Source organism: Mesorhizobium sp. LNJC394B00 (assembly GCF_000502555.1).
GTDB lineage: Bacteria > Pseudomonadota > Alphaproteobacteria > Rhizobiales > Rhizobiaceae > Mesorhizobium.
Map to the genome: position 1 here is coordinate 275,887 of NZ_AYWH01000005.1, position 19,389 is coordinate 295,275.

Consider the following 19,389-nt stretch of genomic DNA (forward strand, 5'->3'; position numbering starts at 1 on the left):
AATCTCTCCCCTTGTGGGGGAGATGTCCGGCAGGACAGAGGGGGGCGCGACAGAAAGCGGACCTTTCCGATTGGCGCTCGTTGCGCTTCTCGCATCCCTTGTTGCCCTGCTTTTTGTAGCCCCCGCCTCCGCCGCCAAAATCGACGACCAGTTCCGCGCCTGGCTGCAAACCGATCTCTGGCCGGAAGCCCAGACCAAAGGCATCTCCAAATCCACCTTCGACGCCGCTTTCGACGGCGTGAAGCCGAACCTCAAACTGCCCGACCTCGTTCTGCCCGGCGAAAAGCCCAACACGCCGCAGAAGCAGCATCAGGCGGAGTTCGGTTCGCCCGGCGCCTATTTCGCCGAAAAGACGGTGCGCGCCGTCACGTCAGGTGGGCGCACGCGCGAGGCGGCCAACGCCAAGACGCTGGCTGCGATCGAAAAGCGCTACGGTGTCCCGGGCGAGATACTGTTGGCGATCTGGGGCCGCGAGACCGGCTTCGGCGCGGCGAAAATGCCCTACGACGCTTTCGAAGTGCTCGGCACCAAGGCCTTCATGTCGACCAAGAAAGACTTCTTCCGCACCGAAGTGCTGGCGGCGCTCGAGATCGTCGAGCATGGGTTGGCGCCGGTCGGCGCCATGAAATCGTCCTGGGCCGGCGCGCTCGGCCAGCCGCAATTCATGCCGACCTCGTTCCTGAAGCACGCCGTCGACTACGACGGCGACGGCCACCCCGACATCTGGAATTCGACGCCTGATGTGCTGGCCTCGATCGCCAACTATCTCGTCCACTATGGCTGGGGGAAGGGGCGTGGCTGGGGCTTCGAGGTGACGGTTCCGGAAAGCGTTTCCTGCTCGCTCGAAGGTCCCGACCAGGGCAAGAAGATCTCAGCCTGGGCGGCGATGGGAATCAGCCGTGTCGGCGGCAAAGCCTTTCCGGCCAACGAACTGAAGGCGGAAGGGTTCCTTTTGATGCCGGCCGGACGCAGCGGTCCGGCCTTCATCGCCACGCCGAATTTTTACGTGTTGAAGCAATACAACACCAGCGACCTCTACGCCCTGTTCATCGGCCATGGCGCTGACCGCATCGCCCATGGCGATGCTGATTTCGTCGGCAGCTGGGGTGCGGTCGGCGGCCTGCATCGTTCCGACATCGCCGCGCTTCAACAGGCGCTGGAGGCCAAGGGCTACGATGTCGGCAGCGCCGACGGCCTGCCCGGCTTCAAGACCCGCCGCTCGATCGGCAGCTGGCAGGAAAAGAACGGCCGCCCCGCCACCTGCTTCCCCGACGCCGATCTGGTTGCTGCCATCAAGTAGCACCGAAAAGAGCAGATTTTTCCCCATCGGCGGCTGCAATTGGCTCGCCCATGCTTCGACGCGCACAGCATATTCCGGTCCAGTATGCCGGCTCGCAAAAATGCCCGTTGCCGGTTGGAGGGCTGCCGGATAGGGTGTTGACCAACTGGAAAAAAATCAACACGGTATTGGGTCTAACGGTCGTCCTCCGGCCGCGAAAAAGATTACTGCAGCCTGAGCCGGGAACTCGGGGTCAACAATCAACAAAACAGGGAACAATCATCATGATGATGGAAAAGTTTGCTCTACGTTCGCGCGTCTGGCTCGCAGGTGCTGCCATGTCCGCTCTGCTCATAGGCGTTGCGCCCGCCTTCGCCGTGACGCCCGCCGACACGCTGGTCGAAGGTTTCGCCATCGACGACATCATCTCCATGGATCCGGGCGAGGCATTCGAACTGTCGACCGCCGAAGTCACCGGCAACACCTATGATCTACTGGTCCGCCTCGACCTCAGCGACACCTCCAAGGTCAAGGGCGACCTTGCCGAGAGCTGGACCGTTTCCGACGACGGTCTGGTCTATACGTTCAAGCTCAAGCCCGGCCTAAAGTTCGCTTCGGGCAATCCACTGACCGCCGCCGATGTCGCCTATTCCTTCGAGCGCGCCATCAAGCTGGACAAGCCGCCGGCATTCATCATCAACCAGTTCGGCATCAGCGGCGACAATGTTGCCGACAAGGCCAAGGCCGTCGACGATACCACCTTCCAGTTCACCGTCGACAAGGCCTATGCGCCGAGCTTCGTGTTAAACTGCCTGTCGGCAACGGTCGCTTCGGTCGTCGACGCAAAGCTGGTGAAGGAACATGTCGCCGCGGTGACGCCGAGTGCCGACTACAAATGGGACAACGATTTCGGCAACGCCTTCCTGAAGACCGGTTATGCCGGCTCCGGCGCCTACAAGCTGCGCGAATGGCGGGCCAATGAGGTCGTCGTGCTCGAGCGCAACGACAATTACAATGGCGAGAAGGCCAAGCTCGCGCGCGTCATCTACCGCAACATGAAGGAGAGCTCGGCGCAGCGCCTGGCGCTCGAAGCAGGCGACATCGACGTTGCCCGCAACCTCGAGCCGAACGATCTCGACGCCATCGCCAAGAATGCCGATCTCACCACGACCAGCGCGCCGAAGGGCACGGTCTTTTACATCAGTCTCAACCAGAAGAATCCGAACCTCGCCAAGCCCGAGGTTCGCCAGGCGTTCAAATATCTGGTCGACTACGATGCGCTGAGCACGACCATCCTCAAGGGCATTGGCGAGATCCACCAGACCTTCCTGCCCAAGGGCGTGCTGGGCGAACTGGACGAAAATCCGTTCAAGTTCGACGTCGCCAAGGCCAAGGAACTGCTGACCAAGGCCGGCCTGGCCGACGGCTTCAGCGTAACCATGGATGTACGCACGGGACAGCCAACAACGGGCATGGCGGAATCGATCCAGCAGACGCTTGGCCAGGCCGGCATCAAGCTGGAAATTATCCCGGGCGACGGCAAGCAGACGCTGACCAAATACCGCGCCCGTAATCATGACATCTATATCGGCCAGTGGGGCCAGGACTATTTCGATCCGAACTCCAACGCCCAGACCTTTGCCTCAAACCCGGACAATTCGGATGAAGGCAAGACCAAGACGCTGGCCTGGCGCAATGCCTGGGACATCCCGGACCTGACAAAGCAGACCGAAGCAGCCTTGCTGGAGAAGGATGCCGGCAAGCGCGCCGATATGTACAAGAGCCTTGAAAAGACGATCCTCGACACCAGCCCCTTCGTCATCATCCACCAGCAATTGGAAGTGGCAGGCCTGCGCAAAAACCTGAAAGGCTTTGCGCTCGGTCCGAGCTTCGACACCAACTTCGTCGGCCCGGTCTCCAAGGAATAGCGCCGGCGGACGCGCCCTGATGAGCGCGATTGAAAACCAGGCGACGGCGGGGCAGGGAAGCGCCCGCGCCGTCGCTATCTTGTTGGCGATCGGCCGCTTCCTGGTCATCGCCGTCACCACCTATCTCGGCCTGCTCGCGGTGACCTTTTTCATCGGCCGCGTCATCCCGATCGATCCGGTGCTGGCGGTGCTCGGCGACCGCGCACCGGCCAATGTCGTCGAGCGCACCCGCCGCGAGATGGGGCTCGACCTGCCGTTGATCGAGCAATTCTATATCTATCTCAAGCATGCGCTGAACGGTGATTTCGGCACCTCTGTGCTGACCACCAATCCTGTGATGACCGACATCCGCCGTGCCTTTCCGGCAACGATCGAACTGGCGACTTTGGGCACTTTGATAGGCTCGTTGATCGGCGTGCCGCTCGGCGTGCTGGCAGCGGTAAAACGCGGCAGTCTCATCGACCAGATCGTTCGCATTGTCGGCCTGATCGGCTATTCCGTGCCTATCTTCTGGATCGGGCTTTTGGGGCTTGTCCTGTTCTACGCCAAGCTCCAATGGGTGGCTTTTCCCGGCCGCCTCGACATCGTCTACGAGTACACATTCACACCGATCACCGGCTTCTACCTGCTCGACGCCGCGCTGCAGGGCCAGTGGGATGTCTTCTACGACGCTTACCGCCACATCATCCTGCCGGCAGGGCTGCTGGGCTATTTCTCGCTCGCCTATATCAGCCGGATGACGCGCTCCTTCATGCTGAACGAGCTGTCGCAGGAATACATCGTCGCCGCGCGCGCCAAGGGCCTGTCTGAAACGCGAATCATCTGGGGCCATGCGCTGCGCAACGCCGCGGTGCCGATGGTCACGGTGATCGCGCTGTCCTATGCCGGGCTGCTCGAAGGTTCGGTGCTGACCGAGACGGTGTTCTCCTGGCCCGGCATCGGCCTCTACATCACCAATTCGCTGCAGAACGCCGACATGAACGCCGTGCTCGGCGGCACCATCGTCATCGGTTCGGTGTTCATCGGCATCAATCTCCTGTCCGATGTTCTCTACAAGGTGCTCGATCCGAGGACGAAGACAGGATGAGCGCCGAAGCAATCCAAACGCGCCGCGATTGGCTGCTCAGCGATCGGCCGGCCTCGCGCATGCAGGCAAGGCTCGGCCGCGCCTACGTCGCTTGGCGGCGCTTTTCCGCCAACCGGCTGGCGTTTCTCGGCCTGCTCATCATCACCGCGCTGCTGCTGGTCGCCGCCTTTGCCGATGTGCTGGCGCCCTATTCGCCGACCATCGGCGATCTCAAGAACGCGCGGCTTTTGGCGCCGAGTGCGGCGCATTGGTTCGGCACCGACGATCTCGGCCGCGATATCTATTCGCGCATTCTTTTCGGCTCGCGCTGGACGCTCTACGTCGTCATTCTTGTCGCCGTCATCGCAGCCCCCATCGGCCTTTTGGTCGGCACCGTCGCCGGCTATGCCGGCGGCTGGACCGATGCCATTCTGATGCGCATTACCGACATCTTCCTCGCCTTCCCCAAGCTGATCCTGGCACTGGCCTTTGTCGCCGCCCTTGGCCCCGGGATCGAAAACGCGGTGTTGGCCATCGCCATCACCTCGTGGCCGCCTTACGCGCGAATTGCGCGGGCCGAGACGATGACCGTGCGCAATTCCGATTACATCAAGGCGGTGCAATTGATGGGCGCCTCGCCGTTCCGCATCGTGCTGCGCCACATCATGCCGCTCTGCATCTCTTCGCTGATCATCCGGGTGACGCTCGATATGGCCGGCATCATCCTCACCGCCGCCGGCCTCGGTTTCCTTGGCCTCGGCGCGCAGCCGCCGCTGCCGGAATGGGGCACCATGATCGCGTCCGGCCGTCGCTTCGTGCTCGACCAATGGTGGGTGGCCGGCGCGCCCGGCTTCGCCATCCTGATCGTCAGTCTCGGCTTCAACCTGCTGGGCGACGGCCTGCGCGATGCGCTCGATCCCCGGAGTGGCGACCAATGAGTGGTGACCAATGAGCGGTGCACTTCTCGATGTCGACGACCTGCGCGTCACCTTCCCGACTCGGACCGGCCTCATCCAGGCGGTGCGCGGCGTCACCTTCTCGCTCGGCCGAGAGCGGCTGGGCATTGTCGGCGAAAGCGGCTCCGGCAAGTCGCAGACCGGCCGCGCCATCATGGGGCTGACGCCGCCGCAGGCTCTGGTTTCGGCCAAGAAGCTCGCCTTGGACGGCATCGATCTTTTGGACATACCCGCCCGCCAGCGCCGGGCGCTGCGCGGCAAACGCATCGCCATGATCCTGCAGGATCCGAAATATTCGCTCGACCCGGTGATGAGCATCGGCCGCCAGATCGTCGAGACGCTGCGCACGCATGAAAAGGTCTCCAAGGCCGAAGCGCGCGAGCGGGCGCTGGCCATGCTGGAAGCTGTGCAGATCCGCGATCCCTCGCGTGTCTTCGACCTGCATCCGCACGAGGTGTCCGGCGGGATGGGCCAGCGCGCCATGATCGCAATGATGCTGATCGCCGGACCGGAACTGATGATCGCCGACGAGCCGACCTCGGCGCTCGACGTCACCGTTCAGCTCGATGTGCTCGGCATCCTCGACCGCTTGGTCAGTGAGCGCGGCATGGGTCTGATCTTCATCTCGCACGATCTGCGGCTGGTCGCCTCCTTCTGCGACCGCGTCATCGTCATGTATGCCGGCAAGGTGGTCGAGCAGCTCAAGGCGTCGGAGCTGCGCGACGCCCAGCATCCCTACACGCGCGGCCTGCTCAACTGCATGCCCAGGATCGGTTACGAACGCCACCCGCTGCCGGTGCTCGACCGCAAGCCGGAGTGGGCGGCATGACGCCAGCCATTTCGATTGAAGGGCTGGAGGTGGTGTTCGACCGTTTTCGCGCGCTGAAAGGGGCGAACCTCGAGGTGAAGTCCGGCGAATCCTTCGGCCTGGTCGGCGAGAGCGGTTCCGGCAAGTCGACGCTGCTCAAAGCCATTGCCGGCCTGGTGCCTGTCGCATCCGGTACTATCACGGTCAACGGCAAGACGCTGGGAGCGCGCCGCGACAAGGCTTTTTATCGCGAAGTGCAGATGGTCTTCCAGGACCCCTATGGTTCGCTGCACCCGCGTCAGACCGTCGACCGCCTGCTACAGGAGCCGCTCGCCATTCACGGCTTTGCCGATGGCGAGCAACGCATCCAGCGCGCCCTCGACGAGGTCGGATTAGGCAACGGTTTCCGTTTCCGCTACGCGCACCAGCTCTCCGGCGGTCAGCGTCAGCGCGTGGCGATCGCGCGGGCGCTCATCCTCGAACCGTCGATCCTGCTGCTCGACGAACCAACCTCGGCGCTCGACGCTTCGGTGCAGGCGGAAGTGCTCAACCTGCTGGAAGAGGTTCGCCGTCGGCGCAAGCTGACCTTCCTGATGGTCAGCCACGACCTCGCCATCATCACCCATATGTGCGAGCGCCTGATGGTGATGCAGAATGGCGAAGCGGTGGAGAACCTGACGGCGGGCCAGCTGATCGGGCACCGCGTGGAGAAGGATTACACACGCAATTTGCTTAGGGCGAGCGAGGGGTTTGTTCGGACGGCGTGAACTAGTTTCTTCCGCAGAATAATCGCTTGGGGAATTCCATGGAAGAATGGAAGTTTGCAGATCCGCCCAATGTCGCGGTGCTATCGGACAAGAGCATATTCAAACGGGGCGACTGGATCGCATACGTTGTGCATGAAGCTGACGATGACGAGAACTACAACGATGAAGGGGGCAGTTGGCAATTCTATAGCAGCGACTCTCGAGATTGGGATGAACGCGAGATAATGCTCGTTGGCCTGCAAGAGGTGGTGCAGCAGGATGAAAGCATCCTGGCATTGGCCGACTTGCCAAAAGGCTGGCATGCTTGGCGGACGTCAAAATCATCGCCATGGCAGCGAGCGAAATCGCGCCCCGAACCCTCTAACGATAACGAATGATCCGGCAAAGCCTTAAGCGGGGTCTTGCGCCAGTTCGCCGTTCTCCGGAACAGATGGTTCGTCCCCCTGCTTAGGCTCCTTGATCCTGAACCACGTCACATAAAGCGCCGGCAGGAACAGCAGCGTGATCGCCGTGCCGGCGATGATGCCGCCCATCATGGCGTAGGCCATCGGGCCCCAGAACACTTCGCGCGCGATCGGGATCAGCGCTAGGCTGGCGGCCGCGGCCGTCAGCGCGATCGGCCGCATGCGGTGCTCGGTCGCTTCGATCACGGCTTCCCAGCGGTCTTGGCCCTCGGCCACCAGATCCTCGATCTGCACGATCAGGATCACCTGAGTTGCGGATCAGGATGCCGATCAGCGCCAGGACGCCCAGAATGGCGACGAAGCCGAGCGGTGCGCCGCTCGGCACCAGGGCCGCGACCACGCCGATCAGGCCGAGCGGCGCCACCGCCACGACCAGGAACAGGCGCTGAAAACTTTGCAACTGGATCATCAGGATGGTCGCCATCACGAACAGCATCAGCGGCACCACCGCTGCGATCGGTCCCTGGCTTTTGGCGCTTTCCTCGACCGAGCCGGCGGTTGCAACGGAATAGCCGGGCGGCAGTTTGGCGATGAAGGCGTTGACCGACGGCTTCAATTCGTTGACGACGGTGGCCGGCAGCACGTCGCCAACGAGGCCTGCGCGAACGGTGATCATCGGGATGCGGTTGCGCCGCCACACCGTCGGCTGTTCGAGGTCGTAGCGGAAGTTCGCCACCGCGGCGAGCGGGATCGCTTCGCCGTTCCCGGTGACGGGTGAGCTGTCACGGACTGCCCCTTACGTGTATCGGTCGGCTGGTTAAGACCGGTCTGTCGAAGTGGCCCGCATCGACGACAGGCCCAATCGCCCGGCGGCGGTGCCAACTTGAGGAAAACGTGAAATAAGGTCAGAAGAGGCCTTGGCATTCATCTAACGAGAACGGGCGTCGGCCCGATGAGGGACGAAATGAAGAACGCAGCCATTTCTGAGCGCAAGAACCAGTCGATCTCGCGCGGCGTCGGCATGACGACGCAGATCTATGCCGACCGCGCCGAGAATTCGGAGATCTGGGATGTAGAAGGCCGCCGATACATCGATTTCTCCTCCGGTATCGCCGTCGTCAACACCGGCCACCGCCATCCCAGGGTGATCGAGGCGGTCAAGGCACAGCTCGACCGCTTCACCCATACCTGCCACCAGGTCGTGCCCTATGAGAGCTATGTCAGGCTGGCCGAACGGCTGAACGGCATGCTGCCCGGCAAGTTCGAGAAGAAGACCATCTTCGTCACTACGGGTGCTGAAGCGGTCGAGAACGCCATCAAGATCGCCCGCAACGCCACTGGCCGCCAAGCCGTCATCGCCTTTGCCGGCGGCTTCCACGGCCGCACCTTCATGGGCATGGCGCTGACCGGCAAGGTCGTGCCCTACAAGGTCGGCTTCGGCGCCATGCCGGGCGACGTCTACCACGCGCCGTTTCCGGTGCCGCTGCACGGCGTGTCTACAGCCGATTCGCTGGTCGCACTCGACAAACTGTTCAAGGCCGATGTCGATCCGGCTCGCGTTGCCGCCATCATCATCGAGCCGGTCCAGGGCGAGGGCGGCTTCTACGACGCGCCGCGCGAATTCCTGACGGCGCTGCGCAAGCTCTGCGACCAGCACGGCATGCTGCTGATCGCCGATGAGGTGCAGACCGGCTTTGCCCGCACCGGCAAGATGTTCGCCATGGATCATCATGAGGTCGCGGCCGACATTACCACCATGGCGAAAAGCCTGGCCGGCGGCTTCCCGCTGGCGGCGGTCACCGGCCGCGCCGAGATCATGGATGCGCCCGGTCCTGGCGGGCTCGGCGGCACCTATGGCGGCAGCCCGATCGGTGTCGCCGCAGCACACGCCGTGCTCGACGTAATCGAGGACGAAAAGCTGTGCGACCGCGCCAATACGCTGGGCGCCCGGCTGAAACAGCGGCTGCAGTCGATCCGCGACGATGTGCCCGAGATTGTCGACATCAGGGGTCTCGGCTTCATGAACGCGGTCGAGTTCAACGACGTCAAGAAGGGCCTGCCGTCGGCCGAGATCGCCAATGCGATCCGGCTGAAGGCGCTCGACAAGGGGCTGATCCTGCTGACCTGCGGCGTCTACGGCAACGTCATCCGTTTCCTGGCTCCGATCACCATCCAGGACAATGTCATGAACGAGGCGCTCGACATTCTGGAAAGCTCGATCCGCGAAGTCTGCGCTGCCTAGCGCAAACCCCTACCTCCCCCTTGTGGGGAGGTCGGACCGCAGGTCCGGGTGGGGGGCCTCGCGCCGACCCCAACCCCGCTGCTTCGCAGCGACCCTCCCCACAAGGGGGAGGGTAAGTGCGTCTAGCCCGCAGCCCGTGCCGGCTCATCCTGCTGGAACGCTGCCAGTGCAGCCTTCAGCCCGTCAGGTCCCTCAGCAATCGTCTGCGCCATCGGCGAAAACCCGGCCCCGAGCATCTTGCGGCCCAGCATATGGTCGCCCGGCCTGTTGACGGATTCGACGCCGAGCAGCCGGCTTCCAGCATAGTGGTAGATCGAGAACTTGTTCTCAGCGAGGTTGCCCAGCACGACATGGCTGTCGCCGCCCGAGGTCAGCCCGACCATCTGCAGTTTCATGTCGCCGATGTCAGACCAGAACCACGGCACCGCCGCATAGGCGTCCGTATGGCCGGTGATCGTGCGTGCGGCAAGCCGCGCCTGGTCGGTGGCGTTCTGCACCGATTCCAGCCGCACGTCGCCGCCGGTCGACCAGTGGCGGTAGGAAGCGGCGTCGCCGATGGCCAGAATATCAGGCACTGAGGTGCGCATCTGTTGGTCGACGCGGATGCCATTGGCGACAGTCAGTCCGGCAGCCTGCGCAAGTTCGACATTCGGCACGGCGCCGATGCCGACGATGACCATGCGCGCGGGCAGCCTTTCGCCGGTGGAGGTGATGGCAGCGCAGACATGGCGGTTTTCCCCTTCCAGCCTGGCAATGGTGGTGCCGGTGAGGATACGCACGCCGATCGCCTCCAGCCGTTGGCGGACATGGCTCGCCACCACCGGCGCCACGGCGCGGCCAAGCAGCCGGTCGACAGCCTCGACCAGGGTGACGTTGCGGCCGGCGGCCCTCAGCGTTGCCGCGATCTCCAGCCCGATGAAGCCGCCGCCGAGGATGACCACGTCTTCGCTTTGGGCGCTGAGCGCGCGGATCAGCCGCGCATCGGCGATCGAGCGCAGCGACAGCACGCCCGAGAGGTCGGCGCCCGGCAGCGGCAGAAGCCGCGGCCGCGAACCGGTGGCCAGGATGAGCCGGTCGAACGGCAGCACGCCGCCGCCCGCTATGTCCAGCTTGCGGCCTGCCGTATCGATGCTGTCGATTCGGACGCCCGGCCTGAAGTCGATGGCGCTGCCGGTGTAAAAGGCCTCGCCGCGCAAGGGTTGCGGCTTGGCATCGGCGTCCTTGATGAAGGTCTTCGACAGCGGCGGCTTGTGATAGGGCAGATCGGTTTCGTCGCCGATCAGTATGACAGGCCCGTCATAGCCTTCCTCGCGCAGGCTGGCGGCCGCTTGCACGCCCGCATGACCCGCACCGACAATGACGACCCCGTTCTTCATCGCAACCCGAATTCCTGTTTCAAATCTGGAGCATGATGCCGAAAAGTGCGAAGCGGTTTTCGGACGACATCATGCTTTGATTGTGAGCCGTTCCGCCAGATGGCGATTGTCTGCCGCCGTCGCAAGAGCCCCGGTCCGGGTCGCACCCGGAACGGTCGCTTGTCAATCGCGGCGTCTCTCACCTTGGCTGCTGGCTACGATTTAAAGTTGATAGTGCTAGTTTAGAATAATTCTAAACTGTTGTTTCAATTGAATTTTCTAGGGTTCACCAGTTGACTTCCGGCCTCGCCATCGTTTTATGGAGGCTCGCGCGTCAGCGCATCCCTTTGATGTTTGGGCCTTGAACCCGTTCGATTGGAGGCATTTGGTGTCTTTCTCCCGTGAGCCGCAGAGCGGCGCGGCATCTGTGGTGTCCTACGGCATGCCTATGTCCCGGCACCGTTTGGCACGCGCGCCTTTTACCGAATCCCCTTTGAACTGGAGACTGATGATGACAGCGCGATATGGCGGCAGACTGGCTGCGATCGGTGCCACGGCTATGTTGACGGCGGCGGTTTTCATCCTGCCGGCCAAGGCGGCGGAGATCGATGCCAAGGCGGTCATCAAGACCTATTCCGACATCGCGCTGGCCAAGTACGAGGATTCGCTGACCACGGCGCAGGCGCTCGACAAGGCTGTCGACGCGCTGCTTGCCAACCCGTCGGCGGACACGCTGAATGCCGCCCGCGATGCCTGGAAGGCGTCGCGCGTGCCCTACCAGCAGACCGAGGTCTACCGCTTCGGCAACAAGATCGTCGACGACTGGGAAGGCAAGGTGAACTCCTGGCCGCTCGACGAAGGCCTGATCGACTACGTCGCCAAGAGCTACGGCACCGAGTCCGACGCCAACGCGCTCTACACCGCCAATGTCATCGCCAACAAGGACATCGAGATCGACGGCAAGAAGGTCGACGCCTCGAAGCTTTCGCCGGAGTTCCTCGCCGGCACGCTGCAGGAGGCCGGCGGCATCGAGGCCAATGTCGCCACCGGTTATCACGCCATCGAATTCCTGCTCTGGGGCCAGGATTTGCACGGCACCGGCCCGGGCGCCGGCGAGCGTCCGTACACCGACTACGACCTCAAGAACTGCACCGGCGGCAATTGCGATCGCCGGGCCGAGTATCTGAAGTCGGCCAGCGATCTTCTGGTCTCCGACCTGCAGGAGATGGTCGGCAACTGGAAGGAAGACGGCGCCGCCCGCAAGAACCTCGTCGATGGCCAGCCGAACACCGCTATCTCGGTGATCTTCAACGGCATGGGCTCGCTGTCCTACGGCGAACTGGCCGGGGAGCGCATGAAACTCGGCCTGCTGCTGCACGATCCCGAAGAGGAGCACGACTGCTTCTCGGATAATACCTACAACTCGCATCTCTATGACGCCATCGGCATCCGCGCCGCCTATCTCGCCAGCTACACGCGCATCGACGGCACCGTCGTTTCAGGCCCGTCGGTGCACGATATGGTCAAGGCGGCCGATCCGGCGATCGACAAGGAACTGTCCGACAAGCTCGATGTCTCGGTCGCCAAGATGGAGGCGATCAAGGCGCGGGAAGTGGCCGGCGAGGCCTACGACCAGCAGATCGCCGAGGGCAACACCGAAGGCAATGCTACCGTGCAGGCGGCAATCGACGCGCTGGTCGACCAGACCAAGTCGATCGAACGCGCCGTCGGCGCGCTGAACCTGAACAACATAGCCTTCGAGGGGTCCGACAGCCTCGACGCACCGGACAAGGTGTTCAAGTAGCACCCCAACCAACTACCAGCCAAACGGCGCGGAGGGGCGCCGTCAGCCAGAGCCAATCCATGCTGATCTGCCATTGCAACATCATCACCGAAAAGGAGATTGAGCAGACGATCGTCGATCTGCTGGATCAGGACCCCTGGCAACTGATCGTGCCGGCGAAGGTCTATCACACGATGCAAAAGCGCGGTCGCTGTTGCGGCTGCTTCCCAAATGTGGTCGAAACGATCATTCGGGTCACCGAAAATTACCACACCCGTTCGGAGGCGAGCGGCGTGGACATCGTTTCACACCTGGATCGCGTCAGAGGCCTGCGCGTCCAATATGGGAGCAGAATCCATGAAAGGCGAACCGCAGATCATCGAGCGGCTTAACGAGGCTCTGTTCCTGGAGCTTGGCGCCGTCAATCAATACTGGGTGCATTTCCGCCTGCTCGAAGATTGGGGATATGCCAAGCTGGCAAAGAAGGAACGCGCCGAATCGATCGAGGAGATGCACCATGCCGACCGGCTGGTGGCCCGTATCATCTTCCTCGAAGGGCATCCCAATTTGCAGTCCGTGGCGCCGTTGCGCATCGGCCAGAACGTCAAGGAAGTGCTCGAATCCGATCTCGCCGGCGAATATGACGCACGCACCGCCTACAAGCGTTCGCGCGAGATCTGCAACGAAGCCGGCGACTACGTGACGATGAAGCTGTTCGAGGAATTGCTGGCGGATGAGGAAGGTCACATCGACTTCCTCGAGACGCAGCTCGACCTCCTTGCCTCGATCGGCGAGGAAAAATACGGCCAGCTCAACGCCGCATCGGCGGACGAGGCGGAATAGGACCATGCAGGAATGCGGCGCCCCATAGATATTCTGCGCCGCTTGCGGCGGGCCGCCGGCCCGCTGCTCCTCAAAAACCCGCGATATCAGGCCTTTCGCGGGCTTTCGGTTGTAACCCTGGCGGCAATTTTGGCCCCGGCCCTGGCCGGATCGTCGGAACCGGTCGGCCTCGCCACGAGCCGCACCGACCTGACGCCGAAGGACCAGGCCCGCGTCCTTGCAGTTACCAGGCCAACCCAGGATTTCTCCAAGCCCGAATCCTTCGAAACGATGCAAGGCGGCGCCGGCACGTCGCGCAAGCAGGTCGACCGCGACGCCTTCTCGCAACCCTCTGAAAACATTACCTTCGAGGAACAGGGCAATTTCAAGCTCGGCAATGCGCTTTTCCGCAAGAACTGGGTGTCGTCGCCATCCTCGACCCAGGCCTCGGACGGTCTCGGACCCCTGTTCAACGAGCGCGCCTGCCAGAATTGCCATTTGAAGGATGGCCGCGGCCGCCCGCCGGCCGCCGACAGCCGCACCACGTCGATGTTCCTGCGGCTGGCGCGCGATGCGAGCACGGCCGAGGAAAAGACCGAGATCGCCGCGCACAAGGTGCTGAACTTCCCCGATCCGGTCTACGGCGCGCAGTTGCAGGGACTGGCGGTGCCCGGCCTCAAGGGCGAAGGCCGCATGTATGTCGACTATCGCGAGGAAAAGGTCACGCTCGGCGACGGCAGCGTGGTTTGGCTGCGCAAGCCGAGCTATTCGGTCGACGGGCTTGGCTACGGCCCGCTTGACCCGCGCACCACGCTGTCGCCGCGCCTGACGCCGCCAATGATCGGCCTTGGCCTGATCGAGCAGATCGCGCCGGCCGACCTCCTTGCCCATGCCGATCCCGACGACCGCGACGGCATTTCCGGCAAGCCCAACATGGTGCGTGACCTCAGCAGTGGGCAACTGACGCTTGGCCGCTTCGGTTGGAAGGCCCAGACCGCGTCGATCCGCCAGCAGGCGGCGGACGCCTTTGCCGGCGACATCGGCATTTCGACGCCGGAAGAGCCCAGTCACTGGGGCGATTGCACCGCAGCCGAAGAGGCCTGTTTGGCCATGCCCAATGGCGTGCAGAAGCGGCTCGGCCCGGTCGAGGCGCCACCACCGGTGATGGACCTCGTCACCTTCTATTCGCAGAACCTTGCGGTGCCGGCGCGGCGCGATGTCGGCGCACCCGCCGTGCTCGCCGGCAAGAAGCTGTTCTACGAGATGGGCTGCATTGCCTGTCATACGCCGAAATTCGTCACCATGCGCGGGAACAAGGCGCAGGCGTTCCAACTGATCTGGCCCTATTCCGACTTTCTGCTGCACGACATGGGGCCTGGCCTTGCCGACGGCCAGGCGGTGGGCGATGCCACGGGCAGTGAATGGCGCACCCCGCCGCTATGGGGCATCGGCCTGACAAAGACCGTCAACGGCAACGCTTTCTTCCTGCATGACGGGCGTGCGCGCACGCTTGCCGAAGCGATCCTGTGGCATGGTGGCGAGGGGCAGAAAGCGCGCGATCGCTTCGCCGCCGCCAATACGGCCGACCGCGATGCTCTCATCAAATTCCTGGAGTCATTCTGATGCTCAAGCGGGTTTTGCCTGTTCTACTCCTCCCATTGGCTCTGTTCGGTGCGTCCCCGGCATCGGCCTCGGTGAAAGCCTCCGACGTGATCCAAAGAGCGATCGACGGCTTTGTCCGCCCCGCCTATGCCAGCCTGCATGGCCATGCCGGCACCTTGGCGAAGGCCATGGACGCGCTCTGCCAGGCGCCGTCGCAGGGTAACCTCGATGCCGCGCATGCCGGATTCTCGGCCACGGTCGCAGCCTGGTCGTCGGCTGAAATCATCGGCTTCGGGCCAATCAAGGAGAACAACCGGCTGGAGCGCATGCTCTACTGGCCGGACCGAAAGAGCATCGGCCTGAAGCAGGTGCAGGCGGCGCTGGCCGGCAAGGATCCGACCGCCACCGATCCAGCGCAGCTGGCGGGCAAGAGTGTCGCGATGCAGGGATTAGGGGCGCTTGAGTTCGTGCTTTACGGCGACGGCGCCGAGACGCTCGTCGGCAAGGACGAGCCCTATCGCTGCGCCTATGGCGCGGCGATCGCCAAGAATATCGAGACCATGGCGGCCGATGTCGACGCCGCCTGGAAAAAACCGGACGGTTTTGCAGGCCTGTGGGCCAATCCCGGACCCGACAATGCGCTTTACCGCGACGGCACTGAAGCGGTGACCGAATTGGTCGGCGTGTTCATCAATGAACTCGAAATGGTGCGCGACGTGCGCCTCAAAGGTTTTCTCGGCGCCAAACCGCAGGGTGACAAGCCGAGGCAAGCGATCTACTGGCGCTCGCAAAACACCGGCCTTTCATTAGCCGGCAACCTCTCCGGCATTGATGCGCTGTTCCAGGCCTCGAAGCTCGGCGACGCGCTGCCCGAGGATAGCAGATGGATGGCGGAATCCATCCATCTCCAGCTCATCAATGGCGTTGCCACTGCCAAATCCATCCAGGGTCGGATCGACAAGACGCTCGCCGATCCCGCGGAGCGCGGAAAACTCGAACATTTCGCGCTGATCACCTCCAGCCTGTCGGGCTTGATCGGCACCCGGCTAACCGCCGAGTTCGGCCTGACCGCCGGCTTTTCGTCACTGGACGGGGACTGACCAATGGTTGCGACACGCACGCCGCTGATGGACCGCCGCGATTTTCTCAGAGCTGCCGGCGCCGGCTTCGTCGCGTCAATGGCGCCGCGGGCCTGGGCGGACACGCTTGCCGCCGATGCCGTCTTTGCCACCGCCTTCGTCAAGCGCGACGGCAGCTTTGGCGCCGCTGTGTTGTCGGAAGCCGGAAAAGTATTGCATGCGATCGACCTGCCCGACCGTGGCCACGACGTCACCTTCGATCCGGTCTCGAAGCGCTCCGTGGTCTTCGCCCGGCAACCCGGCACCTTCGCCGTGGTCTTCGACCATGCCGGCCGCGAGCCGCCGCTGACCATCGTCAGCATCACCGGTCGGCATTTCTTCGGCCACGGTGTGTTTTCCACCGACGGCGCGCTGCTTTACGTCACCGAAAACAATTTCGACAATGCCGCCGGCGTCGTCGGGATCTACGACGCACGGGCCAAGTTCAGCCGCATCGGCGAGTTTCCGACCTATGGCATGGGGCCGCATGAGCTCTTGCTGCTCGGAGACGGCCGGACGATCGCCATCGCCAATGGCGGCATCGAGACCCATCCCGACTATGGCCGCGCCGAGCTCAACATCGCCACCATGAAGCCGTCCTATGTGCTGGTCGATCGCACAACCGGCGATCTCATCGAAAAGCACGAACTGCCGCCGGCTCTGCACCAGCTGTCGATTCGCCACATGGATGCCGACCCCACAGGCACCATCTGGTTCGGCTGCCAGTACCGCGGGCCGGGCACCGAGCGGCCACCGCTGGTCGGCCGCGCCACGCGCGGCAAGGGGCTGCAGCTGCTCGACATGCCGCAGGACGTGCTATCCGGCTTCCGGAATTACATCGGCTCGGTCGCCGCCAACCCGATTGCCGGCACGGTCGCGGTGTCTTCGCCGGAAGGCAATTCGCTGGCCGTCATCGACGCCGCCAGCGGCAAGATCGTCGCCACCAAGGCGCTGGTCGAGGTCTGCGGCCTGGCGCCCGACGGCCCGGGCTTCATGGCAACCACGGGTGCTGGCGAAATCATCGAAGGCAGCGGCGCGACGCGCTCCGAGCCCGACTATGTCTGGGACAACCACATGCTGCGCATCGCGCCGGCGGCGTAAGCCGTCCGGCCTGCACCGAAGCGAAGCCACTTAACAATTTACGCGCTGGCTCTTGCGGCGGCGCGCCGTGGCGGGCAGAGGGAGACTGTTTTTCGAACCGGTCGCCCATGAAACTGCTCGCCATCGACTGTGCCGCCAATCTCTGCGCCGCTTGCGTCTATGACGCATCGGGCGGCAGAGAACTTGGCCGCTCGGTACTCGATCTCGGCAAAGGCCATGCCGAACACCTGATGGCTGTCATTGACGAAGCGCTGAAAGCGGACGGCACCGATTATGCCGGCCTTGGCGCCGTTGCGGTTTCCATCGGTCCGGGTTCCTTCACCGGCCTGCGGGTGGGCGTCTCGGCGGCGCGCGGCCTGGCGCTGGCGCTGAAGATCCCGGCGATCGGGGTAACGACACTGGAGGCGCTGGCGGCCGAGGCGAGGGCGGCATTTCCCGGCCGCCCGGTCCTGGCCGCTCTCGATGCCGGCCGCGAGGAAATCCATGCCGCGCTTTACGATGCGGAAGCGATTTTGCGCTATGGTCCGGCTGTGACCACACTTGCCCAAGCCGCGGGAATGGCGGCGGACAATCGTCCGGTGCTTGCCGGCACGGCCGCCGTGCAGATCGCAGCCGCGGCCGGTCGCGATTTCGATATCGGCCCGACGGCTGCCACCGCCGACATTGCCGTCTACGCCCGGCTCGCCGCTGCAAAAGGCGAGGGCGACAAGCCGAAGCCACTCTATCTGCGCGGCGCCGATGCCAAGGCGCAGGCCGGGTTCATCCTGTTGAGGCAGGAAAAGTGATGCGCATCCCTTTCCTCCAGCCGCGCCGCAGGGACTATGCGCTCGAGCCGCTGACCATCGCCGACAGCCCGGCAGCGTCGGTGCTGCATCGCGAGGATTTCGTCCGGCCCTGGACCGATGGCGAGTTCGCCGCGTTGCTCGAACAGGAAACCGTGTTCGGCTATGCCGCGCGCGAAATCGGCCAGGGCGCCAAGCCGCCGGTCGGCTTCGTGCTGGCCAGGCTTGCAGCCGGCGAGGGCGAGATTCTGACCGTGGCGGTGGCGCGCTCGCATCGCCGCCAGGGGCTCGGCTGGCAATTGATGGACGCCGTGCTGCGCGAATTGCATGCGCAGCGCGCCGAGGCGCTGTTCCTTGAGGTCGACGAGACCAATGTCGCTGCCATCGCCCTCTACCGGCGGCTGGGCTTCCGCCAGGTGGGCCACCGCGCCAATTATTACCGCTCGACCGAACATGGTCCTACCGGCGCGCTTGTCATGCGCCGCGATCTTCGCTAGCCAAAGTTTTGGGGCAGGGCCAAGCTGCATGATCGGAAAAATCAGGATTTTCCTGGCGCTGAGCCTCGTTGTCGTCGGTTCGCTGGTCCTTGTGCCTTTGCAGCTGCTGTCGATGAAGACTGGAATCTGGCGCGAGACGGTCATTCTGAAGGTCTGGCACAGCCTCATCGTCCGGACGCTCGGCCTGCGCATCCATGTCAAAGGCGCACTGTCCAGCCAGCGCCCGCTGCTGGTCGCCTCGAACCATATCTCCTGGACCGACATCATGGTGCTCGGCTCCTTTGCCGATGTGACATTCATCGCCCGGGCGGACATGGAGGGATGGCCGCTGATCGGCTGGCTGTCGAAACTGCAGCGTACGGTCTTCATCGAACGCGAGCGCAAGCGGACAGCTGGCGACCAGGCCAGCGAGATCGCCAGCCGCATGGCCAAGGGCGACGCCATGGTGCTGTTTGCCGAGGGCTCTACCGGCGACGGCAACACCATCCTGCCGTTCAAGAGCACCTTGTTCGGCGCCGCCTCGATGGCGATTTCGGAAGGCGCGGCCGAGCAGGTCTTCATCCAGCCGCTGGCGATTGCCTACACGCGGGTGCACGGCGTGCCTCTCGGCCGCCGCCACCGGCCGCTCGCTGCCTGGATCGGCGATCAGGACCTGATGCCGCATCTCAAGGTGCTGATGGCCGAAGGCGCCATTGACGTCGAGGTGCATTTCGGCGAGCCCATCGCCTTTTCCAAGGGCTCGAACCGCAAGGAAACGTCGAGGCTGATGGAAAGCCAGGTGCGCGCCATGATGCAGGCCGCGCTCGCCGATCCCCGTCCGAGCCGCTAGCGCAGGCCGGGCGCCTACAGGCCGATGCCCGAGAATCGTCTGTTTTTTGT

The 19,389-nt window shown here is 63.6% G+C and carries 18 protein-coding genes and 1 pseudogene; 17 read left to right on the plus strand and 2 right to left on the minus strand.

Features of this window, described 5'->3' with window-relative positions:
- Positions 1-22: 22 nt before the first annotated feature.
- The 7 genes from X751_RS145460 to X751_RS1000000165795 all read left to right on the plus strand — a co-directional run bounded on the left by X751_RS145460 (position 23) and on the right by X751_RS1000000165795 (position 7,181).
- Positions 23-1,300 carry a lytic murein transglycosylase gene (locus X751_RS145460; protein ID WP_023745257.1) on the plus strand — a complete coding sequence of 426 codons (1,278 nt, stop codon included), beginning with the start codon at positions 23-25 and terminating at the stop codon, positions 1,298-1,300.
- Between the two features lie 263 nt (positions 1,301-1,563).
- Positions 1,564-3,207 carry an ABC transporter substrate-binding protein gene (locus X751_RS145455; RefSeq protein WP_023682026.1) on the plus strand — a complete coding sequence of 548 codons (1,644 nt, stop codon included), beginning with the start codon at positions 1,564-1,566 and terminating at the stop codon, positions 3,205-3,207.
- 19 nt (positions 3,208-3,226) lie between these two features.
- Positions 3,227-4,294, plus strand: a complete 1,068-nt coding sequence (locus X751_RS145450; protein WP_023669524.1) for an ABC transporter permease — start codon at positions 3,227-3,229, stop codon at positions 4,292-4,294.
- The gene (nikC, locus tag X751_RS145445; protein WP_023745258.1) at positions 4,291-5,211 is read left to right on the plus strand and encodes a nickel transporter permease; all 921 of its coding nucleotides are present in this window, start codon (positions 4,291-4,293) and stop codon (positions 5,209-5,211) included. Before X751_RS145450 ends, nikC begins: the two co-directional genes overlap by 4 nt.
- Positions 5,212-5,221: 10 nt before the next feature.
- The gene (locus X751_RS145440; protein WP_023669526.1) at positions 5,222-6,058 is read left to right on the plus strand and encodes an ABC transporter ATP-binding protein; all 837 of its coding nucleotides are present in this window, start codon (positions 5,222-5,224) and stop codon (positions 6,056-6,058) included.
- The gene (locus tag X751_RS145435) at positions 6,055-6,804 is read left to right on the plus strand and encodes an ABC transporter ATP-binding protein (protein ID WP_023669527.1); all 750 of its coding nucleotides are present in this window, start codon (positions 6,055-6,057) and stop codon (positions 6,802-6,804) included. Before X751_RS145440 ends, X751_RS145435 begins: the two co-directional genes overlap by 4 nt.
- 38 nt (positions 6,805-6,842) lie before the next feature.
- Positions 6,843-7,181: a DUF2185 domain-containing protein gene (locus X751_RS1000000165795; RefSeq protein ID WP_023696743.1), complete on the plus strand. Its 339-nt coding sequence runs from the start codon at positions 6,843-6,845 to the stop codon at positions 7,179-7,181.
- 12 nt (positions 7,182-7,193) lie between these two features.
- Here the strand turns inward: X751_RS1000000165795 and X751_RS1000000165800 are convergent.
- Positions 7,194-7,977: pseudogene (locus tag X751_RS1000000165800) on the minus strand (efflux RND transporter permease subunit); the annotation flags it as partial.
- A gap of 195 nt (positions 7,978-8,172) precedes the next feature.
- Between X751_RS1000000165800 and X751_RS145420 the strand changes: the two are divergent.
- Complete coding sequence (locus tag X751_RS145420) at positions 8,173-9,450, plus strand: 4-aminobutyrate--2-oxoglutarate transaminase (RefSeq protein ID WP_023699447.1); 1,278 nt, start codon at positions 8,173-8,175, stop codon at positions 9,448-9,450.
- Positions 9,451-9,572: 122 nt separating this feature from the next.
- Here the strand turns inward: X751_RS145420 and X751_RS145415 are convergent, their stop codons facing one another.
- Positions 9,573-10,826, minus strand: a complete 1,254-nt coding sequence (locus X751_RS145415; RefSeq protein WP_023745261.1) for an FAD-dependent oxidoreductase — start codon at positions 10,824-10,826, stop codon at positions 9,573-9,575.
- Positions 10,827-11,316: 490 nt separating this feature from the next.
- On the opposite strand from X751_RS145415, the gene X751_RS145410 reads away from it, so the two are divergent.
- The 9 genes from X751_RS145410 (at position 11,317) to X751_RS145370 (ending at position 19,339) form a co-directional block, all read left to right on the plus strand.
- Positions 11,317-12,609 (plus strand): imelysin family protein, encoded by a 1,293-nt coding sequence (locus X751_RS145410; RefSeq protein ID WP_023692591.1) that lies wholly within the window; start codon positions 11,317-11,319, stop codon positions 12,607-12,609.
- 59 nt (positions 12,610-12,668) lie between these two features.
- Entirely contained in the window at positions 12,669-12,980 is a 312-nt protein-coding gene (locus X751_RS145405; RefSeq protein WP_023669536.1) for a (2Fe-2S)-binding protein, read from the plus strand.
- Entirely contained in the window at positions 12,946-13,431 is a 486-nt protein-coding gene (gene bfr / locus X751_RS145400; protein WP_023669537.1) for a bacterioferritin, read from the plus strand. The genes X751_RS145405 and bfr overlap by 35 nt, the downstream gene beginning before the upstream one ends.
- Positions 13,432-13,443: 12 nt before the next feature.
- Positions 13,444-15,033 carry a di-heme oxidoredictase family protein gene (locus X751_RS145395; protein WP_023745262.1) on the plus strand — a complete coding sequence of 530 codons (1,590 nt, stop codon included), beginning with the start codon at positions 13,444-13,446 and terminating at the stop codon, positions 15,031-15,033.
- Positions 15,033-16,112, plus strand: coding sequence for an imelysin family protein (locus X751_RS145390; RefSeq protein ID WP_023745263.1), 1,080 nt, complete (start codon positions 15,033-15,035; stop codon positions 16,110-16,112). The genes X751_RS145395 and X751_RS145390 overlap by 1 nt, the downstream gene beginning before the upstream one ends.
- 3 nt (positions 16,113-16,115) lie before the next feature.
- Positions 16,116-17,231 carry a DUF1513 domain-containing protein gene (locus X751_RS145385; protein ID WP_023726870.1) on the plus strand — a complete coding sequence of 372 codons (1,116 nt, stop codon included), beginning with the start codon at positions 16,116-16,118 and terminating at the stop codon, positions 17,229-17,231.
- 107 nt (positions 17,232-17,338) lie between these two features.
- A complete protein-coding gene (tsaB, locus tag X751_RS145380) occupies positions 17,339-18,016 on the plus strand; it encodes a tRNA (adenosine(37)-N6)-threonylcarbamoyltransferase complex dimerization subunit type 1 TsaB (RefSeq protein WP_023669541.1) in 678 nt (225 codons plus the stop codon).
- Positions 18,016-18,510, plus strand: coding sequence for a ribosomal protein S18-alanine N-acetyltransferase (gene rimI / locus X751_RS145375; RefSeq protein WP_023669542.1), 495 nt, complete (start codon positions 18,016-18,018; stop codon positions 18,508-18,510). The genes tsaB and rimI overlap by 1 nt, the downstream gene beginning before the upstream one ends.
- A gap of 28 nt (positions 18,511-18,538) precedes the next feature.
- Positions 18,539-19,339: a lysophospholipid acyltransferase family protein gene (locus X751_RS145370; RefSeq protein WP_023745264.1), complete on the plus strand. Its 801-nt coding sequence runs from the start codon at positions 18,539-18,541 to the stop codon at positions 19,337-19,339.
- Positions 19,340-19,389 lie beyond the last annotated feature (50 nt).

Bases quoted from the DNA above. Each gene is read 5' to 3' on its own strand.
- X751_RS145460 (WP_023745257.1), top strand. From the start codon at position 23: ATGTCCGGCAGGACAGAGGGGGGCGCGACAGAAAGCGGACCTTTCCGA.
- X751_RS145455 (WP_023682026.1), top strand. From the start codon at position 1,564: ATGATGATGGAAAAGTTTGCTCTACGTTCGCGCGTCTGGCTCGCAGGT.
- X751_RS145450 (WP_023669524.1), top strand. From the start codon at position 3,227: ATGAGCGCGATTGAAAACCAGGCGACGGCGGGGCAGGGAAGCGCCCGC.
- nikC (WP_023745258.1), top strand. From the start codon at position 4,291: ATGAGCGCCGAAGCAATCCAAACGCGCCGCGATTGGCTGCTCAGCGAT.
- X751_RS145440 (WP_023669526.1), top strand. From the start codon at position 5,222: ATGAGCGGTGCACTTCTCGATGTCGACGACCTGCGCGTCACCTTCCCG.
- X751_RS145435 (WP_023669527.1), top strand. From the start codon at position 6,055: ATGACGCCAGCCATTTCGATTGAAGGGCTGGAGGTGGTGTTCGACCGT.
- X751_RS1000000165795 (WP_023696743.1), top strand. From the start codon at position 6,843: ATGGAAGAATGGAAGTTTGCAGATCCGCCCAATGTCGCGGTGCTATCG.
- X751_RS145420 (WP_023699447.1), top strand. From the start codon at position 8,173: ATGAAGAACGCAGCCATTTCTGAGCGCAAGAACCAGTCGATCTCGCGC.
- X751_RS145415 (WP_023745261.1), bottom strand. From the start codon at position 10,826: ATGAAGAACGGGGTCGTCATTGTCGGTGCGGGTCATGCGGGCGTGCAA.
- X751_RS145410 (WP_023692591.1), top strand. From the start codon at position 11,317: ATGACAGCGCGATATGGCGGCAGACTGGCTGCGATCGGTGCCACGGCT.
- X751_RS145405 (WP_023669536.1), top strand. From the start codon at position 12,669: ATGCTGATCTGCCATTGCAACATCATCACCGAAAAGGAGATTGAGCAG.
- bfr (WP_023669537.1), top strand. From the start codon at position 12,946: ATGAAAGGCGAACCGCAGATCATCGAGCGGCTTAACGAGGCTCTGTTC.
- X751_RS145395 (WP_023745262.1), top strand. From the start codon at position 13,444: ATGCGGCGCCCCATAGATATTCTGCGCCGCTTGCGGCGGGCCGCCGGC.
- X751_RS145390 (WP_023745263.1), top strand. From the start codon at position 15,033: ATGCTCAAGCGGGTTTTGCCTGTTCTACTCCTCCCATTGGCTCTGTTC.
- X751_RS145385 (WP_023726870.1), top strand. From the start codon at position 16,116: ATGGTTGCGACACGCACGCCGCTGATGGACCGCCGCGATTTTCTCAGA.
- tsaB (WP_023669541.1), top strand. From the start codon at position 17,339: ATGAAACTGCTCGCCATCGACTGTGCCGCCAATCTCTGCGCCGCTTGC.
- rimI (WP_023669542.1), top strand. From the start codon at position 18,016: ATGCGCATCCCTTTCCTCCAGCCGCGCCGCAGGGACTATGCGCTCGAG.
- X751_RS145370 (WP_023745264.1), top strand. From the start codon at position 18,539: ATGATCGGAAAAATCAGGATTTTCCTGGCGCTGAGCCTCGTTGTCGTC.